This window comes from Shimazuella kribbensis DSM 45090 (assembly GCF_000428065.1).
In the GTDB taxonomy this organism is placed as follows: Bacteria; Bacillota; Bacilli; order Thermoactinomycetales; family Thermoactinomycetaceae; genus Shimazuella; species Shimazuella kribbensis.
The window spans coordinates 67440-87628 of sequence record NZ_ATZF01000014.1; the positions used below are offsets into that span (position 1 = coordinate 67440).

The 20189-nt window shown below is 37.5% G+C and carries 17 protein-coding genes; 2 read left to right on the forward strand and 15 right to left on the reverse strand.

The features are described from left to right. Positions 1-25: 25 nt before the first annotated feature. Complete coding sequence (locus A3GQ_RS0117365; RefSeq protein ID WP_037465382.1) at positions 26-835, reverse strand: alpha/beta fold hydrolase; 810 nt, start codon at positions 833-835, stop codon at positions 26-28. A 215-nt stretch (positions 836-1050) separates the two neighbouring features. Between A3GQ_RS0117365 and A3GQ_RS24780 the strand changes: the two genes are divergently transcribed. Continuing rightward, a complete protein-coding gene (locus tag A3GQ_RS24780; protein WP_051271996.1) occupies positions 1051-4662 on the forward strand; it encodes a dynamin family protein in 3612 nt (1203 codons plus the stop codon). An 87-nt stretch (positions 4663-4749) separates the two neighbouring features. On the opposite strand, the gene A3GQ_RS0117375 is transcribed toward A3GQ_RS24780, so the two are convergent. The 12 genes from A3GQ_RS0117375 to A3GQ_RS0117430 form a co-directional block, all read right to left on the reverse strand. Next, positions 4750-6099 carry an amino acid permease gene (locus A3GQ_RS0117375; protein ID WP_051272022.1) on the reverse strand — a complete coding sequence of 450 codons (1350 nt, stop codon included), beginning with the start codon at positions 6097-6099 and terminating at the stop codon, positions 4750-4752. Positions 6100-6176: 77 nt separating this feature from the next. Beyond that, the gene (locus tag A3GQ_RS0117380) at positions 6177-7052 is read right to left on the reverse strand and encodes a dimethylarginine dimethylaminohydrolase family protein (protein WP_028778143.1); all 876 of its coding nucleotides are present in this window, start codon (positions 7050-7052) and stop codon (positions 6177-6179) included. A 24-nt stretch (positions 7053-7076) separates the two neighbouring features. Continuing rightward, positions 7077-7883 carry a dimethylarginine dimethylaminohydrolase family protein gene (locus tag A3GQ_RS0117385; RefSeq protein ID WP_083964301.1) on the reverse strand — a complete coding sequence of 269 codons (807 nt, stop codon included), beginning with the start codon at positions 7881-7883 and terminating at the stop codon, positions 7077-7079. A 122-nt stretch (positions 7884-8005) separates the two neighbouring features. Beyond that, positions 8006-8584, reverse strand: coding sequence for a hypothetical protein (locus A3GQ_RS25820; RefSeq protein ID WP_169818309.1), 579 nt, complete (start codon positions 8582-8584; stop codon positions 8006-8008). Positions 8585-9276: 692 nt separating this feature from the next. Continuing rightward, positions 9277-9819: a DUF1697 domain-containing protein gene (locus A3GQ_RS0117395; RefSeq protein WP_028778145.1), complete on the reverse strand. Its 543-nt coding sequence runs from the start codon at positions 9817-9819 to the stop codon at positions 9277-9279. An 857-nt stretch (positions 9820-10676) separates the two neighbouring features. Beyond that, the gene (locus A3GQ_RS0117400) at positions 10677-11288 is read right to left on the reverse strand and encodes a hypothetical protein (protein WP_028778146.1); all 612 of its coding nucleotides are present in this window, start codon (positions 11286-11288) and stop codon (positions 10677-10679) included. Positions 11289-11887: 599 nt separating this feature from the next. After that, on the reverse strand, positions 11888-12436 hold the full coding sequence (locus A3GQ_RS0117405) for a dihydrofolate reductase family protein (RefSeq protein WP_028778147.1): 549 nt from the start codon (positions 12434-12436) through the stop codon (positions 11888-11890). Between the two features lie 128 nt (positions 12437-12564). After that, a complete protein-coding gene (locus A3GQ_RS0117410; RefSeq protein WP_028778148.1) occupies positions 12565-13137 on the reverse strand; it encodes a dihydrofolate reductase family protein in 573 nt (190 codons plus the stop codon). A gap of 102 nt (positions 13138-13239) precedes the next feature. After that, positions 13240-13662 (reverse strand): VOC family protein, encoded by a 423-nt coding sequence (locus A3GQ_RS0117415; protein WP_028778149.1) that lies wholly within the window; start codon positions 13660-13662, stop codon positions 13240-13242. Between the two features lie 88 nt (positions 13663-13750). Then, positions 13751-14539, reverse strand: a complete 789-nt coding sequence (locus A3GQ_RS0117420; RefSeq protein WP_028778150.1) for a helix-turn-helix transcriptional regulator — start codon at positions 14537-14539, stop codon at positions 13751-13753. Between the two features lie 595 nt (positions 14540-15134). Then, complete coding sequence (locus tag A3GQ_RS27295; protein WP_156877795.1) at positions 15135-15290, reverse strand: hypothetical protein; 156 nt, start codon at positions 15288-15290, stop codon at positions 15135-15137. Further along, positions 15291-15656, reverse strand: a complete 366-nt coding sequence (locus A3GQ_RS0117430) for a hypothetical protein (protein ID WP_028778151.1) — start codon at positions 15654-15656, stop codon at positions 15291-15293. It abuts the gene before it with no gap. Between the two features lie 358 nt (positions 15657-16014). On the opposite strand from A3GQ_RS0117430, the gene A3GQ_RS24790 reads away from it, so the two are divergent. Continuing rightward, complete coding sequence (locus tag A3GQ_RS24790) at positions 16015-17388, forward strand: helix-turn-helix domain-containing protein (RefSeq protein ID WP_037465385.1); 1374 nt, start codon at positions 16015-16017, stop codon at positions 17386-17388. Between the two features lie 117 nt (positions 17389-17505). Here A3GQ_RS24790 and A3GQ_RS0117440 read toward each other — a convergent pair whose 3' ends face one another. Next, positions 17506-19392, reverse strand: coding sequence for an FtsX-like permease family protein (locus tag A3GQ_RS0117440; RefSeq protein WP_028778152.1), 1887 nt, complete (start codon positions 19390-19392; stop codon positions 17506-17508). Further along, a complete protein-coding gene (locus A3GQ_RS0117445; RefSeq protein ID WP_028778153.1) occupies positions 19367-20131 on the reverse strand; it encodes an ABC transporter ATP-binding protein in 765 nt (254 codons plus the stop codon). The genes A3GQ_RS0117440 and A3GQ_RS0117445 overlap by 26 nt, the downstream gene beginning before the upstream one ends. Positions 20132-20189 lie beyond the last annotated feature (58 nt).

The following is a 20189-nucleotide window of genomic DNA, read 5'->3' on the forward strand; positions in this document are numbered from 1 at the left end:
AAAAACCGTCCGTAGACGATTCTTCTTATTTTAGTTCCTCTAAAAATCTTTGCACTACTTTAAAATACCCCTCGGGATCATCCGAATGAACTCCATGACCTGCATTTTCAAATACTTCTAACTTTGTATTTGGTCTGCGTGATGCCATTTGCTCTGCTTGATCCATGTCTAATACAAAACTTCTACGACCATAGATTAACAACATGGGACAATGAGATGCTAACCAATCATCCCACCAAACACCGTTCACATTTTCTTGAGATGATTTTATACCTTTTACATCAGATCGAAATCCCCAACCTTTCTCATCTTGGAACACACTCTCCGAAAAATAATCAACAGCACGAACTCCCATGCCAATCAGGGACTCTCGTAGCTCTTCCAACGAAGTGGAACGTTCAGGAAAATTTTCTACAAACGACATATCCAATTCAATTTCAACACCAATATCTTCGACAATGACTGCCTTAACATATGCAGGGTAACGTGCAGCAAACTGGTAAGCGTTAATGCCACCTAGCGAATGACCTAGTATGGTAACAGCTTGTCCGTCCAACTCCGTACGAATGAGTTGATGAATATCCTCAATATAACTCTCTCTGGAATAATCTTTTGTAGGGGAATGATCACTCCATCCATGTCCTCGTTGATCCAACCCAATCACTCGCCAATTTTTAAGTCTTGCCGCTAAATCCAAAAATGTTCTTGCATCGTTCATATGACCATGTAAAACAAGCAATATATTTTCACTGTTTCCTCCGAAATCTAGGTAAGAAAGGTTTATCCCATTTGATTGAAAATATTTTCTGATAGGTGTTATTTTATTTTTTGTCATTTTTATTCCTCCGATGCCTTTTATAAACTGTTTGCTTAACCTATATTTATATCGTAACATCTAATAGTGACAAAAATTGTCATCATCTCAACTGATTTTCAATTATTTTTGTGGAAGGGTAAAATAAGCAATGAAATCGAGTCTATTTGTAAAATACATATGGAACTGTGGTACGATAGTCTAGTTAATTTGCTTGGACACAAAGGGGCTCAACGATGATACAGACATCAACAAATATATGGCTTAATAGACTAGCATTACTATACGAAGAAATAAACGAAGACAATCCAGAAATAAAAAACAAATGTATGGACTTCATGCAAAAAATAAATAGGCAAGAATTGGCTATTGCCTTTACAGGTCATTTTTCGGCAGGCAAATCATCTTTCATGAACCATTTATTTGGCTTCCCTCTGCTGCCTACTAGTCCCATACCCACTAGTGCCAATGTCGTGAAAGTAAAACATGGACAAGACAAAATCCAGCTTCGCTATTTCGATGGCAGCATCCAAGAAGTAGTAGGTACATACACCGAAGAAGCGTTTCAAGCCTTATGCAGAGATGGCGATCGAGCGATAGAAGTTATCATTGAACGAAACGATATTCCATTGCCATCAGATGTAGCCATCGTGGATACACCTGGTGTCGATTCGACAGATGAAGCCCATCGCATAGCGACAGAGGCCAATCTGCACGTATCTGATGTCATCTTTTACATGATGGATTACAATCATGTTCAAGCAGAAGGAAACCTCCAATTTGTAAAAGACTTAACAGATAGAGGCAAACAAGTATATTTGATTATCAATCAAATTGATAAACATCGAGACTCGGAGTTGTCTTTTGCTACCTTCCAGCAAGGGGTGAAAAGCTCTTTTGCAGCTTGGAATATAGACGTAGCAGAAGTATATTATACAAGTTTAAAACAGGTAGACCACCCGAATAATCAACTGCTAGAACTAAAGTCATTACTCCATCGTCTTTACGAGCAAAAGATCACTTTAATGGAACATAATGTGGAGCAAGAAATTTGCTATTTAATCGAACACTATATCCAGAAAAAAAGAGGGGCATTTCAAACTCCAGCGTCACTTTCCAATCAGGAACAAAACACGAAAGAAAAAGAAATAATGCTCTTACAGCAACAAAAAATAAGCCTAGAAGAAAAACAACAAATCACAACACAGCTAATGAAAGATCTTGATGATCTTTTGAAAAATGCCTATCTGATGCCAGCAAACTTGAGAGAACAAGCAAAATCATTTCTCGAAGCAATGCAACCGGACTTTAAAATAGGGATTTGGTTTGCGAAAAACAAAACCGAACAAGAACGCAGCGATCGAGAACATCGTTTTTTTCAATCTCTTATGAAAACTGTATCTACTCAACTAACTGGCCACACAGAAGAATTGGTACAACAACATGCCAAAAAGTATGGGATCTTCCAATCAGCTCTAGCAGATGAACTGCACCAAAATACCCCAATAATTACCATAGATATCTTGCGTCATACGATCAAACAAGGTGCAGGAATTAGTGGCAACTATGTTTTGACCTATACAAATGATCTGGTGGAGAACATCAAAAATTTATATCGTGTGTATGTACGCCAATACTTGACCAACCATTTGCCTAAGTTAGAAGAACAAATCCAACACCATATTCAACATATAGAAGATGAATTACAGACTGTTCAAAAACAAAAGCACCATATCGATCAACAACAACAAGAACTTGCCCGCATTGCAAAAGAACACCAGAAACTATTGCATATCATACAGGAAAAGACAAATGTTGTTTCTAGTAAAGTAATAGAACAATTATTAGAACAAGAGCCAAACATTCAACAAACTACTCTCATCACAGAAAATAAGGTATCGACAAAACCTGTAGAAAAAAAAGTATTGAATAGTCCATCTCTCGAGCACAGCATGGATCAAAAGCAAACATACTTGCTTCAAGCTGAAAAAATAATAGAACCAATGCCAGAACTTCTACCTTTTTTGAAACAACTTCAATCGAAACGTAAACAAATGGAACAACAACAGTTTACCGTTGCGTTGTTTGGAGCTTTTAGTGCGGGTAAATCCTCCTTTGCGAACGCTCTGCTTGGTAATTCCCTTTTACCAGTCTCACCAAATCCAACAACGGCAACAGTTTGTCGTATTTGTCCTCCAACTGCTGAACATGGACATAAAATGGCAGCTGTAACTTTTAAATCAAAAGAAACACTTGCCGCAGAGATTCAGCATATTTTTCAATTATTCCATACCGAAAAACAATCCACTAGCCTTGCAGAGCTAGCAGAACTGCTAAAACATATACCAAAAATGATTAGCGGGAAAATCGAAACCACACGCCAAAAAATGGCCCTTCCTTTTTTGCGTGCTATTCAAAATGGGTTTGATTCATTGGAGCATTTACTCGGTACTACTGCTTCCATGCAGTATGAAGAAGCGATTTCTTATATGGCAAATGAAGCAAAATCAGCCTTTGTAGAAGAAGTATCACTCTATTATGATTCCATCTTAGCAAAATTGGGCATTACGCTAGTAGATACACCTGGGGCAGATTCTCTGCATGCTCGTCACACAGATGTAGCTTTTCGCTACATGAAACAAGCAGATGCGCTGTTATTTGTGACGTACTACAATCACGCATTTTCTCGTGCCGATCGAGAATTGCTCATTCAACTCGGAAGAGTACAAGATTCTTTTGCTCTTGATAAAATGTACTTTATCGTCAATGCAGCTGACTTAGCTTCATCCGACGAGGAGTTAGACAAAGTAGTTGCCTATGTTCAATCACAGTTAAATCAATATGGCATTCGTCATCCTAGGATGTATCCCGTATCAAGTCTGGCCTCGCTTGAGGATAAACAACAGAATCGGCATCTCAATCCAGCCTTTGCCCGATTTGAACAAGCTTTTCTTCGTTTTATCCAAGAAGATTCACGAACTACTACTGTAGAACGAATGATCAAAGATGTAGAGCAAGCGGTAAATTGGATCAATGAAATGCTCATTGCATTACATACGAGCGAGTCCGAAAAAGAAGTACAACAACAACGGTGGACTTCCTCTAAAAAACAACTGATAGACCAATTTGGTTGTATTTCGAGTAGTCATGACGAACGAAATCTAGCACAAGAAATCAAAACTTTACTTTATTATGTAGGGGAACGTCTCCGCTTACGTTACAATGACGAATTCCCTGTATACATCAATCCTTCCACTATTCGCGACTCTGGAAAAGCGGGACGAAAACAATTGTCAACTGCATCAAAAGAACTTCTTGATTTTATTGGAAATGACCTAGTTCAAGAATTTCGTGCCACTTCCTTACGTCTGGAAAAATGGATTGACACAGCACTAACTATTTTTACAAAAGAGCAAACCACACAGCAAAACGCTTATTTATATGGTCTGACCTTAACTTCCCTAGATAAAATCGATCTTCCAGAAATCGCATGGAAATTACCCGTTTGGGAGGAAGAAAATCCGCATTTCCAAAAGGCAATTGCAATCTATAAAAACAACCAATCTTTCTTCGAACGAAATGGTCGCGATCAGATGAAAGAACAGCTAAAATTGCATATGGATGAAGTACTACTTTTGCAAATTACACATATGACAGACGCAATGGCAGCTCATTTTACTGCTGCTTGGAAACAAAATTTAGAAAAAGCAGCGACTTCATGGATACATCAAGTGTCGGACCATTTTGATCGACTTCAATCTACGCTGAGTGGACACATCGAAGAAAAACCTCTAATGGATACAAAAATAAAGTTAGAAAAACTCTTGTTACTGTTACCGAATAAGTAAAAAGAGATCTGTAAATAGATAAGCAAAAAATGGAACACAAAAACCCCCTAGCTCTTAGTGAGTTTGGGGGTTTCATCTACTATATCGTTATTTTGATACCTGTGACTTTTTTCTACTATAACGGAAGTAATAATAGATATAACATAGAGCAACAAAGCCTAATCCGTAAAATAAACTTGTTCGCTGCACAGGATCAAAAATTGGAAAAATGAGAAAAACGGTACACATTACCAGACAGAGTATAGGAAGTACTGGATAAAATGGAGCAGCAAACTTCAAATCGCTTTCTTTTCCGCCTTCTCGAATAAATTGCTTTCGAAAATTGTATTGGGATAAGGCAATGCTCATCCATGCAATTGTAACAGCAATCCCAGAAATAGATGACAAGCCAATATAAACCGAATCTGCTGCGTATACACTTGTTAATAACGATAGTAGAGAAAAGGCCATCGTCAGAAGCAAAGCAGCCATTGGTACGCCTCTTGAAGACAATTTGCCAAATGCTTTTGGAGCCATTCCTGAATTTGACAAAGACCACAGTAAACGAGTGGAGGCATACAGGCAAGAGTTCCCTACGGATAAAAGGGCAGTAAGAATAACAAAATTCATAATATCTGCAGCATAGGGTATACCCACCAAGTCAAATAAAGAAACAAATGGACTTTCTAGTACTCCTAGTTCCTTCGCTGGGAAGATAGCCGAGAGAATCACCACGGAAGCAATATAGAATACAAAGATACGGATCAATACATTTTTGATTGCTCTAGGGATATGTTTCTCTGGATTTTCACTTTCACCTGCTGCAATCCCTATTAATTCAGATCCTTGATAAGAAAAGACTACATTCATCATCGTGACAAAAACAATTGCGATCCCAGCAGGGAACAAGCTTCCACCTGTGAAGTGAGAGAGAAATGGAGCTGGTCTATCGTGCATATCTACCAATCCAAAAATCGCAGCACACCCAATAATAATAAACAAAATTACAGCAACTACTTTGATCCCAGCAAACCAGTATTCAGATTCTGCAAACCCTTTTGTAGATAGCGCATTTAAAGCAAACAGCAAAACGATAAATAATGCACACCAAACCCATACATCTACATTGGGGAACCAACGTTTCATCAAAATACCCGCAGCAGTAAATTCTACGCCTGCAGTAGTAGCTGATCCTAACCAGTAAACCCAACCAACCGTAAACCCAGAGGCTGGCCCAATATATTTGGTTGCATATACTTGGAAAGCACCAGTTACAGGCATTCTAACCGATAATTCCCCTAAACATGTCATAACCAAATACAAGAGAAGTCCACCAAACAAAAAGGCTAATAAAGCACCACCATAACCAGATTGGTTAATAATCAAACCAGTATTTAAAAAGAGCCCAGTACCAATTACACCGCCAAGAGACAACATATAAAGATGACGACTCTTCATCGAGCGTTCTAGTTGAATTTGTTTTTCCTGTCTCACGGAACTGCTCCTTCCCGATTTGGGTTTTATTTGGAAATCAGCTATTTCCTTAAAATAGGTGAAGTGAGACAGGTTGGACCACCTGTTCCCAGATAAGAGATCTCTTCTCCTTTGTATTCCAATACCTCTACTCCTTCTGCTTCCAGCAACTGTTTGATTTGAGGATTCCCAGCAACAAGCATACAGGTACGTGGTGCTAAAGCTAAAATATTGCATCCAAGATGGTCATACTCTTCTTTGCTTACTTCGATCAGCTTCACTCCACGAGTGATAAGCAATTCTCGAAAGACAACAGGCATTAATTCCGAGTAAACAACAGCTAGATCATAATCAATGAAACTGATAAATGACATCAGGTGAAGGCATTCTTCAGGTCCATTCCCATGTGGAAGATGAACCACGATAAAATCATCCACTACATCACGAGTGAGTTCACGAAGTTGTCTGATCCCCTCGTCATTGGTTCTATATCCTCTTCCTACCACCAAAGTACGATCATCCAACCAGATTACATCGCCGCCATCGACCCTTCCATCTCCCTCAATCTCTCCCAAAATAGGAATACCAATATCATGAAAATAGTTTTTTACTGCTCCGGCTTCTCCTTGACGGAGCACCTTGCCTGATTTAAGTAAGATTGCCCCTTTTTTTGTTATTTTCACAGGATCGTGAGCATAGATCGAATCTAATCCGACTGCCTGTGAAGCAGGGAGAAAATCAATATTTGGAACGTAACGAGAAAGGATCGATAAAAAGGATTCATATTCTCTTACTGCTTCTTCATAATCGGGACAATGAATATAATTAAACTTTATCCAGTTTTCATCGAGATGTTTTTGGCTGATAAATGCATCTTTCGGGTGCTTCACCATTATTCGCTCTATCTTTCCGACCATGCTTTGGCATCCGTATCGCATAGCTTTCTCCCTCTTTGCTATTTATTAAAAACGCAAGGATAAACAACTCAAACCGCCATCTTGTTTTTGAATCTCGGACATATCTAGTTCAATAACGGTATAACCAGCAGCCTCTATTTTTTGTTTTGCATCACTGAAACCTTGTGGAATAACAACATAATCATTGATTCGAATACAGTTGGCAGCGTATTCTTCAACAGCATCCACCACAATCTTGTTGTAGTCTTGGAAAACAGGATGATCCACAAACTCGCCAGCCACTACTAAGTCGTTGTTACCTAAATAAGCAATTCCCGTTTTGAGATGGAAAAATTTTTCCAGTGGTACGATTGTTGTTTCATATCCATATTCGGCTTGTATTTTTGCAAACTGTTCTGCTCCTTCTCGATTCGTACGTGCAGATAGACCTACATAAAAATGTTTATCGATCTGCAATACATCGCCGCCATCTAAAAATCCAGGGGATTGGATCTCTTCCAACTTGTCATAATATTTTTTTACAACTTCTCTTATTTCTTTAACCTCTCCGTTACGACTTTCTGCTCCAGGATTCGTAATGATTGCGCTATTTGTTGTTAACACAGCTGTATCCTCTACAAAAGTAGAATCTGGAAAATTCTCATCTGCTTCTAGAACAATCACTTCTAGTCCACATTTTTTTAGAGCATCTACATATTGTTCATGCTGCTCCACTGCTTTTGCATAATCTGGTTTTCCTAGATCTGAGGTAGTAAGACCATTGACATAACTCTTACTTATTTTTTTTACGATCGCTCGACTGAACAAAACAATTCCCCCTCGAAGTATGTGTTTATCATAGTTTTTCCACATTGTGAAAACGCTTTCTTTAAAATGGAACTTAATATTTATTTAAATAATAATATGCGAATATGTCAATAAAAAAATAGATAATCATATAAATTTATATGGTTATCTATTCTATAGATTGCATATTAATCAGTCACAATCTCTACTTTTGAAACTTTATCTTCCCTATTATTTCCAAAAGTAACTACTAACCATTCACTATCAATCGATATATATCCTCTCTCATCTCCTAAATAGTATACAATGTTATTAGATTGCTTGAAGTATTCGGTTTCTGTTGGTTTACCTAGAAGTTGAATGACTTCTGCTTTCGATTTTCCTTTCAATCGATAATGATGCAGTAGATTGTCCACGATAAATACTCTTTGATCTACTCTTTCTCTCCATTTTTTGCTAGTAAAATGTATACTTTCTTTCCAATCTCCTATTGCGATCATAAGAAGCAGCACAGACAAGCATCCAACGCTAGCAGCAATCCGATAATATCCCCTTATTCGTTTATTTGGAGTGGCCAAAAAAAGATGTTCCCTAATCAGAAAATGGAACAACAAATAAAAAAGCAATAGCACAACGATAACGAGTAAAACTTCCCATTTAAATGCAATGTCACACACACTAAGAAAGAACCCGAATACCCCATACAAATAACAAATAATACCAAATGAGATTAGAAGCATAATTTTGTTTATCTGTTTCCAAGTCATATGTGCACCTTCATTTTCTAATTTCCACAAATACCATTTCTTTTTAGAGAAATAATAAATCTATCTTGATTATTCAAAAAGTGCTAACCATAAGGATAGCATTTTTTAGAATTTCCGAATACATAAATAATTATTGGTAAATTAGTATATCGCTTTTGATTATTTACAGCAATTGTCGACTGAAAGCCCACGGTTTGAATCGTGGGCTTTCAGTCGACATTGCTCGAAACCCCAAAAAGGGGTTGCAAGAGCAACGAATATTCTGTATATTATTGCACATGATCGGTGATCATCCTACTGGTAGTAGGTTTGTTCTTTGAAAATGTAATGGTATCGGGTTTCGGCGGCAAATGGATACGTCTCCCGCCGAGTAAAACCATTAGAGGCAGGAAGAAGACTAGAACACTGGTAACAGGTGTTCCGCCCTTGCGGGTACACTTCTAACTGCATGGGACGGGGTGATGGCACACCCCTGAACTTGAGCGTTGTTCAAAACGGAAACGGATTGCGGACGCTAACGACTCAAGAATCCCACGGCTAAAGCCGTGGGAGTGTCAACACGCTAATCGTTTTAATCTTGGATTGAGTATGGGAGTACTGAAAACGAGAGATCATCTTATCCCGAAATAATGATTTCGTTAAAAACACATGAAATCATTTTATTTTCTTTTAATCATGCTGATTTCCAAAACTCAAGCGGCTCTTAGCATAAGTTCATATATTTTTCGAGTTGTATTTATATTGCGAATGGTCATTTGCTTGTAGATCTTTGTCCCAATAAACTTCCCTATACCACTTTTCGTAACATCTTTTCTGTCAATAGACCAAAGAATAGCACCAGAAACGTATTTTACTTTGTCGATATCTGGCTTTAAGATCAACTTGTCCATTATGGTCTCATCATCAATATCTTCCCATAAAAAAAGCACTTCACTTCTCATGGATTGATCGTTAGTCCATGAATCGGGAAGGGTTTGCATCATTTTTTTTATATCATCTAAGCTTCGAATCAATACTTTGATTGTTAGCCCAAAAACCGTATAAATTACATCCTCTAACATGCCCGCTATTTCGGTTTTGGACAGATCTTCTACGGTGAAAATAACATTACCAGAATTGATATAGGTGACAACAGAACGCATACCCACTTCTTCAAAAGCCTTTTTAAGTAATTTCATGTCTACTTTGTTTTTGCCACCAACATTGATTCCTCTTAGCAATGCAACATATACCATTCAAACTCCTCCATTATAGTCTTGCGAGTGAGAAAACCCACTGTTTTAATCGTGGGATGAAAGCGAGCGTCATTAACACAGGAGTACAAGTTTCGCTAAGCCACTAAAGTGGCAAGTCTCACTTTGCAGACGAGGGAGGTTTCTACCTCTCACAAGTCTGACAAATTTTTCAAAAAAACTTCACAAACATACATTCTGTTGTTAAACTACCCACAGTTGCTCTTTGAAAAGTGGATAGGATATAGGGCCCAGCAAACCAATCGTTTTGCACACGTCAAATGCTATGCGTACCGAAAAATGACTAGGCTGAAATGCGAAAACCAAGAAGTAAGTCTATTCTATTACATAGCAACAAAAACTCTTTTCAACCGTGGGACTCACGGGGTTAGCTTGGTAATGAAGTAGTCAGAAGGCTACCGTCCCAAGAATCCCATGGCTTCAGCCATGTGGAGTGTCAAGCTTACTATAGCAAAAGGAGAACAAACCGAACAGGAAAACCCTGGCTCACTTTGTGTCTCTACTAATCCCTGATGTGGTTGTATGGCTTGTCTGACTTCAACATCAACCGACAATTTATCTATCAGAGGGCAACCGCGAAGTTCAGATCAGCTTTTACCCTTCAAATTGTCTATTCGGAAATCAAACTCTCAAAGTTTGATTCGAATGAAAATAGCAAGGCAATCAATCTTGTGTAAAGAAAGCTTTCGTGCTTCTGGCACTCATCATCTCCCGCAAGAACTCTCACTATTGGTTCCGTAAAGTGAATTCATCTCCTAAGTAGTAATCCTACGCCTTGTATAGGAAATTTAACCGACTGGACTAACGCAAGTCAGTCCAGTCGATTGCCACTTCATCACTTATGCATGTATCTGCTCATACAACAACTTTGTCGTAAGTTCATCTGTCGTGTCGCAGTTTACAGCTTCGATATCTTGTAAAAAAATAACTACGATCCCATCATCTTCTCCATAATAAGATACTTTGTCTATCTCTACGATTTCGTCTGTCACCATAGTTACAAAACCTAGAATCGAATCGATACTCTCTCTTCTTTCATCACTGATTTTTATGGTCACCATACTTTGTTTCATCTTAGCTTTTTTGAGCACTTTAGCTAACAAATCTCCATCTTCATCCGTAGATGAGGATCGCGCAATAGGCGAAGCACCTTCGATAGCAGGTGAGAGAAAATCAAAGTGTTGTTGTTTTTGAGCCTGAAACAATGTCACTAGTTTTCTCTCGTATTGACTACCTTGATCGATTCGATAAATATCACCCATTCTCCTCACAACATGCCCATCTTCCAACCCTTCTGCTGTCACATGCTGTAGCAAAAAATAATCCCCTTTCACTTTCTCCACAAATCCGACCAAAAAATTTTCTTGCTCCGATATATCCGTATATATCGAGATCATATCTTTGGATTCTACTGCCTTGTTAAGGATACCCCACATCGGATGATTGTTCATTGGTGTCACGACCATTCTATTTAAATAATGAATTTTTGCATTTATACAAATATCACACCTGCATCACGAAGTCTATTTTTGGATACTAGAATGGAAAATATCAGTAATCCCTGCTTTTCACTTATCTTATAACTCTATTTATATTTTCTTTCCTATCTATCATATGCTTTTGATTATCGTACCACTCATTTATTTTTTATTCATAATATACTAAATTTTATTTGTTTATAGTATAATAAATATACACGGGACGGGCGACCCTGTCCTAAGAAGAAGGGAAAAGAAATGGCTCTTAAGAACAAGAAGTGCGAGCGTCTGCGCTGCAAGAATGCGGCAATTTGCATCCGTTGCTTCAAGTGCGGTGACCACTGCAAGTGCCCCAAGTAACACCCGGCGCAAGCACGTATTCGGACTGATCTCTGCCTTAATCCATAGGGACAGATCGATCGTCACCAGAATACACTGATTTCCATTTCACTCCTTTCGGCACCCCACTTCTATCCAAGGAGTCGGGGTGCCACGCGTTTACAGGTATTAACCTACATAATCAAAAAAAGAGACCAGCCTATCAAAATAGCTGCATCTCTTTTCCCCACTTCTTACGAATTTTGCTTATCCAATTCATAAGAAATAATAACTACTCCTGTGTCTGTTGTCTGTGTATTTATCATTTTTAATGTTTTTGTATCTATTCCTTCTTCAAATAGTCGCTTACCCTTACCTACAACAATAGGATTAACAATAAAGTGAAATTCGTCAATTAGGTCATGTTGCATTAAGGTACGAATGAGCTCGCTACTTCCATAGATCAAGAGATCTTGACCAAATTCTTGTTTTAATTTTGTTACTTCTTCTACGAGATCACCTTTAATAAAATCCGCATTCCACTCTAACTCGTCTAACGTTGTAGTAGGAACAAATTTAGGAATACTATTGATTCTATCAGCAAATCCATCTTCATCTGTCATTGAAGGCCAAGCAGAAGACATACCTTGATATGTATTTCTGCCTAGCAAAAGTGCTCCGCTTGAAAAAAGAAGATCATGTTGAAATTTTCCAACTTGTTCGTTGAAATATGGTGCTGTCCAAGCTGGTTCCTCCATTACACCATCCAATGATAAGTATAAAGATACGATAACTTTATTCATGTTCCATTCTCCTTTCGAATATATCCGATTTAAATGGCATTATTTCAATTTACGAAGCTACTTTTCACTCTAACCTTTGAATAGGATTTTACGCTGACTGTTCATTCGTTGTGATTCGAATAGGGATCTTATCTATCTCGTAGATAGGTGAGACCAACAACCCCTGAGTTAAAAACTCTAGAATCCATTAATTTTAGATCCATTTTATTTGGAACATCTTTAAACAATGGCTTTCCACTGCCTAAAACAACAGGATTCACCGTCAAGCGGTATTCATCAATTAAATCAAGTTGCATCAAAGATTGTGCAAGGGTAGGGCTACCTAAAATAATCATATTTTTACCTGGTTGTTTTTTTAGATTCGTCACTTCTTCAGCAATATTTTCTTTGACTAATCTGGAATTTTGCCAATCTACTTCTTCCATCGATCGAGAAACTGCTATTTTCATAGTATTTTCTAGCCAACGCGCATGACTGATTTCATGCTCAGAACTTTCAGGGTTATCCGGTACGGAAGTCCAAAACTGCTGCATTCCAAGAAAAGTGTTGCGTCCCCATAAAACGGTGTCCACATCTTGCAAAATCTCTACTGCATAGTTTTCTAATTCTTGATTATAGGAAATCCAACTGATATCCCATGGATTCCCCCCCTCCACACAACCATCCAATGAAGTATGCATGTATAAAACAAGTTTTCTCATCTCTATCACTCCAAATAGTTATTTATGACCTATTGTATCCGTTGAATTTATAACGAAAACTGCTCTCCATGTCATGGAATCATGGACGCATGTTGCTATAAACTATCCTACAAACGTTGTAATTTGCCAAGTCACTCCGAATTTATCTTTCACTTGACCATATAATGGACTCCAAAACGTTTCTTCCAATTCACAAATGACATGACCTTCTTCTCGAAGTTTCGTAAATACTTCTCTCGTTTTTTCTACATGGTTGGTAGTTAATGAAATCGTAACTTGATCACCTATAGGAAGGGATTGACCCGTAAATGTATCCGAAATCATAAGGTCGGTATCCCCTACTTTCAAATGAGCATTGATAATGAGATGCTTCATCTCATCTGGTGTAGGAAAATCCGGATTTTGCGGCATATCTCCAAATGTCTGGACTTGAAGTACTTGTGCATCGATTGCCTCTTGATAAAAACCAATTGCTTCTTTCCCACGGCCTTCTGTCACAATATAAGGATGAATTCCTAGTATCATCATAAAACTCCCCTATCTACTTGTATATTTAATCTGTAAGCTCCTTGTTGATATCTTGATTCTAACAGCTATTTGCATCACAAATTTCTTATCGATTGCGGTAATATCCTTTTAGAAAAATATCCATCAATAAAGGGATCGAGATCAAGATGGGTGGATCGTTGGGAAGAGGAGAATGAAGTGTTACTTGTTGATACGGAACGGAATTTTGATCCTTGATAACAATCGGCGTTTCCGAGCGAAAACGCAACGTATTTTCAGGCACTAAAAATTCAGTTACATCCATCTCCCATGAAACGGATGTTGCCATCAAGTAATAAACTCCTGGTTTTACGTTATCAAAGCAAAAATGACCTACGGAAGAAAGCAATGTTCCATATAAAGGGAGGCCTTCTGGAACAGGTTTTGGAAATAATCCGATTAAAATAAAACCTTCAAAAGGAGATTCCGATTCTACAAATCCTTCTACTTTATTTGAAGTTAAGGAAGTAGATTTATGTAGAGACCAATGATTCAACTGCTTTAAAGAATGGAAGTAATCTTTGGCGAGTTGGGCTGATTTTCGAAATTTAGAGGGAGTTACCCCGATACGTTTTGTAAACTGTGTAGTAAATGTTCCCAAACTCTGCTGACCAGTTTCTAATCCAATATCTCGAATGTGAAATTTCGTGTGCAACAACAACATTTTCGCCTTTTGCATACGCAGGGAGGAAATATAATAAAACGGAGAAATCCCCATCGTTTCTTTAAATATTCGGGTGAAATGATAAGGACTATAACCTGCATAACTCGAAAGTTGGGAAAGGGATAAGGATTCGTCTAAATGATGTTGAATATAAGAAATAATTGCTTCTAATTCTTCTGGCTGCATTTGCATAGCTCCTCAGTAAATGGTTGAGTTCTTTGTTCTATAATGATTAGCTTACATTTACAAGTCCTTAAAAGAGCACAAATGGAATCAATATATTATTATACAATGTAATAATTATTTCCTATATTCACCCAAAGAATTTCCCCATACTTCATGATGAACAATGGGACCGATTCGCAAATGGATGACCTTCTCGTTCTATCCCTATCAGGTGGATTAATCTTCAGAATATGAAAATAAAGAAAAACGCGTATCATATGACCGCGTTTTTGATAGAACCAAAAAAATATATAAACAGCGACATCTATTTTAAGTAGAAACTAACTTGTGTGGGTGGCTGGGTGCTAGAGGATCAGACCTATTTGGCCATCTTCCTCGCGGTAGATATGACCCTCAAACTCGAGATCGCCCTTCCCCATGGCAGGAGTGAATTCCACCCTTGAAACCGAACTGGATCACTGCATTCCCTTTCTTGTTTGCCTACAGGTATTTTAAAATCTATCATTTTCCAATTAATCCAGCACCACAAAGCTTTGCTGATTGAACAAAACTAGATTCGAGAGAAAACCATCCTGTTACTTTTCATTCAAACCTATAAGGCTTATTCCTCTCTCATCGGAACAGCAAAAATATCATAGCTATTACCTACAACTTGCACTACTTGATCAGAAATCCGCTCATGCACTACTTCTACTAGTTCCAAACAAATTTGTTGTCCTTCTAAAGTTTCTAAATAAATACAAGAAACTTCTTTCATCTAATATCCCTCCGCTTCCAATCCCAATAAAATTTTCGCTACCGTTCGTTCCATCTCTTGGATTTTTTTCCATTCATATTCCGCGATCAACTTCTTCATCGTGATATGTAAAGCACGCACCTCTGTGATAGGAGCATCACGAATAAACGCCCAAAGATCATTCCACTCCTCTTGCGTTATTGATATATCTTCCTTACTTTGTGCTTTACCACAGTGCAAGAGCAGATGAATCTCCTTTATCCATGTTTTTCTTGTTCGAGCATTGCCTAATGCAACTATTTGGGATGCATATGGCTCACCTTCACAGTTATAAACGATATATTTAGCGATCTTTTGACAGATCGACAGGAGATGTACCTTTTCCATCTGCTCCCTCCTCAAAAGGATGATCACAAAGATAAGAATTCGTGACCTCCCGGAGAAAAATTAAATAATTAAAATTCATGTAAAAAAATCTGAAATCAATAAATTTATTTTTAGAAAACATAGCACGACAAATTTCTTCTATCCTTGTAATATAGACATCAAGACCCATCGCACCAGCCCCTTAGCTCTAATGCATGTGTTATAATTTTAAAATATTTAGAAAATAATGTCAATTTTAATTGTTTGTTTTCCTTTTTTTAGATCTTTTTAGTTTTCAGCAGGATTATCTGGATACTGCCTTTAATTTTAAGAATAGAAAAAGGGATCGTTAAAATATTCAAGAATAGGAGGAAATCCAATGCATCAAATCAAAGTGAGCAAAGAAAAAATGGGAGAAATTTTCCGTTTACGCCGTAAAGAAATGGGTCTAAGGCAAGAAGATGTAGCTAATAAAGCTGGAGTCTCTATCTCTACGATAAGCAACTTAGAATTAGGTAACCATACAGTAAAAGAAGAAAGTATTGTAGCCTATGCTGGGGCACTGGGAGTGGCAGAAGATATCTTTGGCTTACTCTCGGATGCTGAGCAGAAAGAACAGAAAGCGAAAAGAGAGTTAGGAAAAATCGAAAAGATCATCCGAGCAAATCCCGATGAAGCTCTGAATCAGCTAACTGAGCTAAATGAAACATTTAATTTAGAAAACAGCAAAACACTCCTTCCCTTAGCAAATTATTTATGGGGAAAGTGTTATTTGGAAAAAAGAAAGTGGCAACAAGCAGAGAAATTCTTCAAAGAAACGGTGCTTTTACTTGAACAACAAATAGAGCAAAACGAAGAATTAAAGCACTCTAATCTTCTTGCTGCTTGTTTTAACAGTTTAGGAAATATTGCCTTCTACGAAAATAAATTAAAAGAAGCTATTGAATGGACCGAAAAGGGTCTAGCCTCGTTCACTCCAAGTGGAAAACGGGACTATCTTTACTATTTTCTGTTATATAACAAAAGTCTTTTTTTACAAAATACAAATGACCTTGAAAAAACAAATGAAGCTTTGGAACACCTTCAACAAGAAATAAATGCTATCGAAACAGAAGGAAGACTCTTAGAAAATGTTAGATTATCCGTCATTATTCAATATTACGATACATATGCCACCGTACTTAATCAAATGGGCTTTACTGAAAAAGCACTTGAATACGCTCAAAAAGGACGGAGGATCGCTTGGCTAAATCACGAATATGATGCACTATTGACGCTTTGGACAACAATAGGTACTATCTTTTCTAATAAAGGAGATTTGACTTCAGCTAAGGAATGTTTTCTACAAGCCTTACATATTCAACCTAAAATAAAGCGAGAAGTCCTGTTATCACCCGTGCATACTCATTTAGGAAAATTGTGGTTAGAACAAAGTGATGCTTCTATTGCTAGTAAACATATGAAGAAAGCACTATCTATAAGTAAAAAATATAAAGATGTACCAGGGCAAATTAATGCGATACAAATTCTTGGTCATTGTCATCTTGCCGAAGACCATTATGAAGAAGCAATAAAACAATTCGAAACAGGTTGCAATCTTGCCCATCAACATGAAATGCACGAACAGGAACTCGCTTTATTAGATGATCTAAGCAGTACATATGAAAAAATGGGAGACAGAGACAAATTTCTCACCTGTGTAGAACAATCTTATCGAATTCGCATGAAACAAAAAATAGGAGGAGGAACGTAAATCATGGGATTTTATGGCGGTTATCCTGAAGATTAAGAAACGATAAAAAGCGGACGATTTCTTGTCCGCTTTTTATTTTCTATCAATCTTCCGATGATTTAACATAAACGAATGCAATTAAACCATTGCCTCTTTTACCTGTGACCAATAACGCCAACGAACCACTAAAAAGCAAATCAATTGTACGATGAAGAAAGCACAGATCGAGATTATCGTGGGTTGAAAAACATCATAAGCTTGAGTTTTGACCACCACTCTCACGCCCCAAAGTGCCTGGATCGCAGAAAACAAGAATGGCACAAAAAAGAGAATACCTATTTGAATGTTAACCACTTTTTTCATCTCTCTAATACTTAATCCAATTTTGGAGATCGCATGGTATTGTTTTTTGTCATCTGCTAAATCGGTGTAAAGTTTAAAATACAAGAAACTTGCCATCGAAATAGAGAAAACAAGTGCAATAAACAAACCGATGAATAAGATCATGTTATTTGCACTTTTCATTTCGGTATAAGATGCAGCAGAAGAGTAAAATAAATTACTGTATTCTACGGGCACCTTTTGCTTGGATAACTCCTCCGATAGGGCAACCCCGATTTTGGTATCCATGGACTCGGCGGTAGGGTTGCGATTCTCCCAGTTTGGAACATGATACAGATTGAATGTGGAAGTATTTTCGCCTTTTACTTTTGCAAATTCGCTATCTGGAATGACTAATGTATCATAAATAAATCGGGAAATTCCACTTTCTGTTTGTCCAGTTACAGGGTATGTCTGTTTTGTTTCTCCACTTAACGTAACATTATTTATCTTCTTCTTTTTTGGATTGTCAAACAAAATAAGAAAAGACTCTTTTTGTGATAGGTTCACTGGCTTAAGACCTATCACACCAGAAAACTTATTAAAATCAGATTGTTTGATCACACTTACAAATTTTAGTTCTGGCGATTTCAAATCTTTCACAGTTATTTGATAATGATGAGCTTGTATGTGATTTTCTTTTAGCTTTTGATCAATAAGTTTCTTATTTTTTTGCAAAAATGGATTCGCAGCATCCGTACTATACACAAGCTGAAAACGGGTGTCTAACTCTTCTTTGATCATTCCATTCAATATCAATACAATGCTGACAGCAGAACAAGCGATAGATGTCACGATGGTAACCATAAAAAAGATACGTGCATTATCTTTCATTTTATAAGCAAGCTCGGAAAGCCAAAGCATATTTGTCCCATTTCGAAAAAAACGGCGATTTTTCTTCATCCATCGGATCATGTAAACACTTAATTGGGTATACATGAGATACGTTCCGATTAAAACAAGAACAGTGACATATAACCATGTGCCCGAATTAAAATCTCTTCCCAAAACAACAGCCCCGATAATCGCCAATATAGTGAGCAGGGATAACACCCAAGAAGCTTTTGGCTCTGTCTTTGGTTTTTTCGCTCCCTGTAATAATTCCATCACCTTATTATTACGAACAAAAAAGAGAGTGAGAATCGAGATGACAAAAAATAAGCTCATGAACGAAGCAACCGTCAAACCGATGGCCTTCCAAGGAAAATAAAACGGCAATGCCTTCATCCCAATTGCCATCGCACCAACAATAAGAAATATTTTGGATACAACAAAACCAACAATAAGTCCAATAAGGATGGCAATAAAACCAATGATCATGTTTTCTAAAAAAATGAGTCGATTGAGCTGACTTGATGTAGACCCTAAAATGGTAAGCAAACCGAACTCTTTTTTTCGTGTTTTTAAGAATGCACTAACGGAAAACAGCACAAAAAGAAACGAAAAAACAAAAATGATGTACTCGGCTGTCTTCATACCCATTTGCGTCGTTTTACCAAAGAGAGAGTTAGCGATTTGGGGATGAAAAAGAAAAATAGCATAGATGAAGAAAATCATGACTGCAAAAGCACTACTTAACAAATAAGCTGCATATGCTCTTTTATTTCGGCGAACATTGTTATAAGCGAACTGAAGAAAGCTCATGAGCATCCCCTCCTAACAAGGAAAGCAAATCGATAATTTGCTGAAAAAAAGTTTGTCTATTCTCTCCTCGATAGATCTCATTATAAAATTTCCCATCTTTAATAAAGACCACACGATGACAATAACTCGCAGCAAGAGGATCATGAGTCACCAGCATCATGGTTGTTTTCTCTTCTTGATTGATCTTTTCCAATAACTCCATCGCATTCCGTGATGATTTTGAATCAAGGTTTCCTGTCGGTTCATCAGCGAGTAATAACGAAGGAGAATGAATCATTGCACGTGCTATCGCTGCACGTTGACGCTGTCCGCCGGATACTTCAAACGTTCGTTTATTTAAAATGGATGTTATATCTAACTTTTTCGCCACTTCAGCTAATTTCTGATCCATCTCTTTCAAACTTTTTTTATCTAATGTAAGAGGCAAAATAATATTTTCCTCTATTGTGAGGGTATCTAATAAATTAAAATCTTGAAAAACAAAACCAAGTTGTCTGCGACGAAAAGTAGCTAAATCCTTTTTCCGTAGAGCAAATGGATTCTTCCCATTGATTGTTACTTTTCCTGAAGTAGGTGTATCAATGGTAGCAATCATGTTGAGCAGTGTAGTTTTCCCGCTGCCTGACGGCCCCATGATTCCTACAAATTCACCTTCATCAATCGATAAATCGATCCCAGATAGTGCTCGATAAGAAACTTTTCCTTCATAAATTTTGGTGAGTTTCTCAACCTTTAACATTTCCATCTATGTCATTCCTTCCTGAGTAAGTTCTGTATTTACTCTAATGGTTTTTATG

What these genes read in the sequence shown, in the direction of transcription:
- A3GQ_RS0117365 (WP_037465382.1), bottom strand. Translation starts at nt 835, where the DNA reads ATGACAAAAAATAAAATAACACCTATCAGAAAATATTTTCAATCAAAT.
- A3GQ_RS24780 (WP_051271996.1), top strand. Translation starts at nt 1,051, where the DNA reads ATGATACAGACATCAACAAATATATGGCTTAATAGACTAGCATTACTA.
- A3GQ_RS0117375 (WP_051272022.1), bottom strand. Translation starts at nt 6,099, where the DNA reads ATGAAGAGTCGTCATCTTTATATGTTGTCTCTTGGCGGTGTAATTGGT.
- A3GQ_RS0117380 (WP_028778143.1), bottom strand. Translation starts at nt 7,052, where the DNA reads ATGCGATACGGATGCCAAAGCATGGTCGGAAAGATAGAGCGAATAATG.
- A3GQ_RS0117385 (WP_083964301.1), bottom strand. Translation starts at nt 7,883, where the DNA reads ATGTGGAAAAACTATGATAAACACATACTTCGAGGGGGAATTGTTTTG.
- A3GQ_RS25820 (WP_169818309.1), bottom strand. Translation starts at nt 8,584, where the DNA reads ATGACTTGGAAACAGATAAACAAAATTATGCTTCTAATCTCATTTGGT.
- A3GQ_RS0117395 (WP_028778145.1), bottom strand. Translation starts at nt 9,819, where the DNA reads ATGGTATATGTTGCATTGCTAAGAGGAATCAATGTTGGTGGCAAAAAC.
- A3GQ_RS0117400 (WP_028778146.1), bottom strand. Translation starts at nt 11,288, where the DNA reads ATGAACAATCATCCGATGTGGGGTATCCTTAACAAGGCAGTAGAATCC.
- A3GQ_RS0117405 (WP_028778147.1), bottom strand. Translation starts at nt 12,436, where the DNA reads ATGAATAAAGTTATCGTATCTTTATACTTATCATTGGATGGTGTAATG.
- A3GQ_RS0117410 (WP_028778148.1), bottom strand. Translation starts at nt 13,137, where the DNA reads ATGAGAAAACTTGTTTTATACATGCATACTTCATTGGATGGTTGTGTG.
- A3GQ_RS0117415 (WP_028778149.1), bottom strand. Translation starts at nt 13,662, where the DNA reads ATGATACTAGGAATTCATCCTTATATTGTGACAGAAGGCCGTGGGAAA.
- A3GQ_RS0117420 (WP_028778150.1), bottom strand. Translation starts at nt 14,539, where the DNA reads ATGCAAATGCAGCCAGAAGAATTAGAAGCAATTATTTCTTATATTCAA.
- A3GQ_RS27295 (WP_156877795.1), bottom strand. Translation starts at nt 15,290, where the DNA reads ATGAAAGAAGTTTCTTGTATTTATTTAGAAACTTTAGAAGGACAACAA.
- A3GQ_RS0117430 (WP_028778151.1), bottom strand. Translation starts at nt 15,656, where the DNA reads ATGGAAAAGGTACATCTCCTGTCGATCTGTCAAAAGATCGCTAAATAT.
- A3GQ_RS24790 (WP_037465385.1), top strand. Translation starts at nt 16,015, where the DNA reads ATGCATCAAATCAAAGTGAGCAAAGAAAAAATGGGAGAAATTTTCCGT.
- A3GQ_RS0117440 (WP_028778152.1), bottom strand. Translation starts at nt 19,392, where the DNA reads ATGAGCTTTCTTCAGTTCGCTTATAACAATGTTCGCCGAAATAAAAGA.
- A3GQ_RS0117445 (WP_028778153.1), bottom strand. Translation starts at nt 20,131, where the DNA reads ATGTTAAAGGTTGAGAAACTCACCAAAATTTATGAAGGAAAAGTTTCT.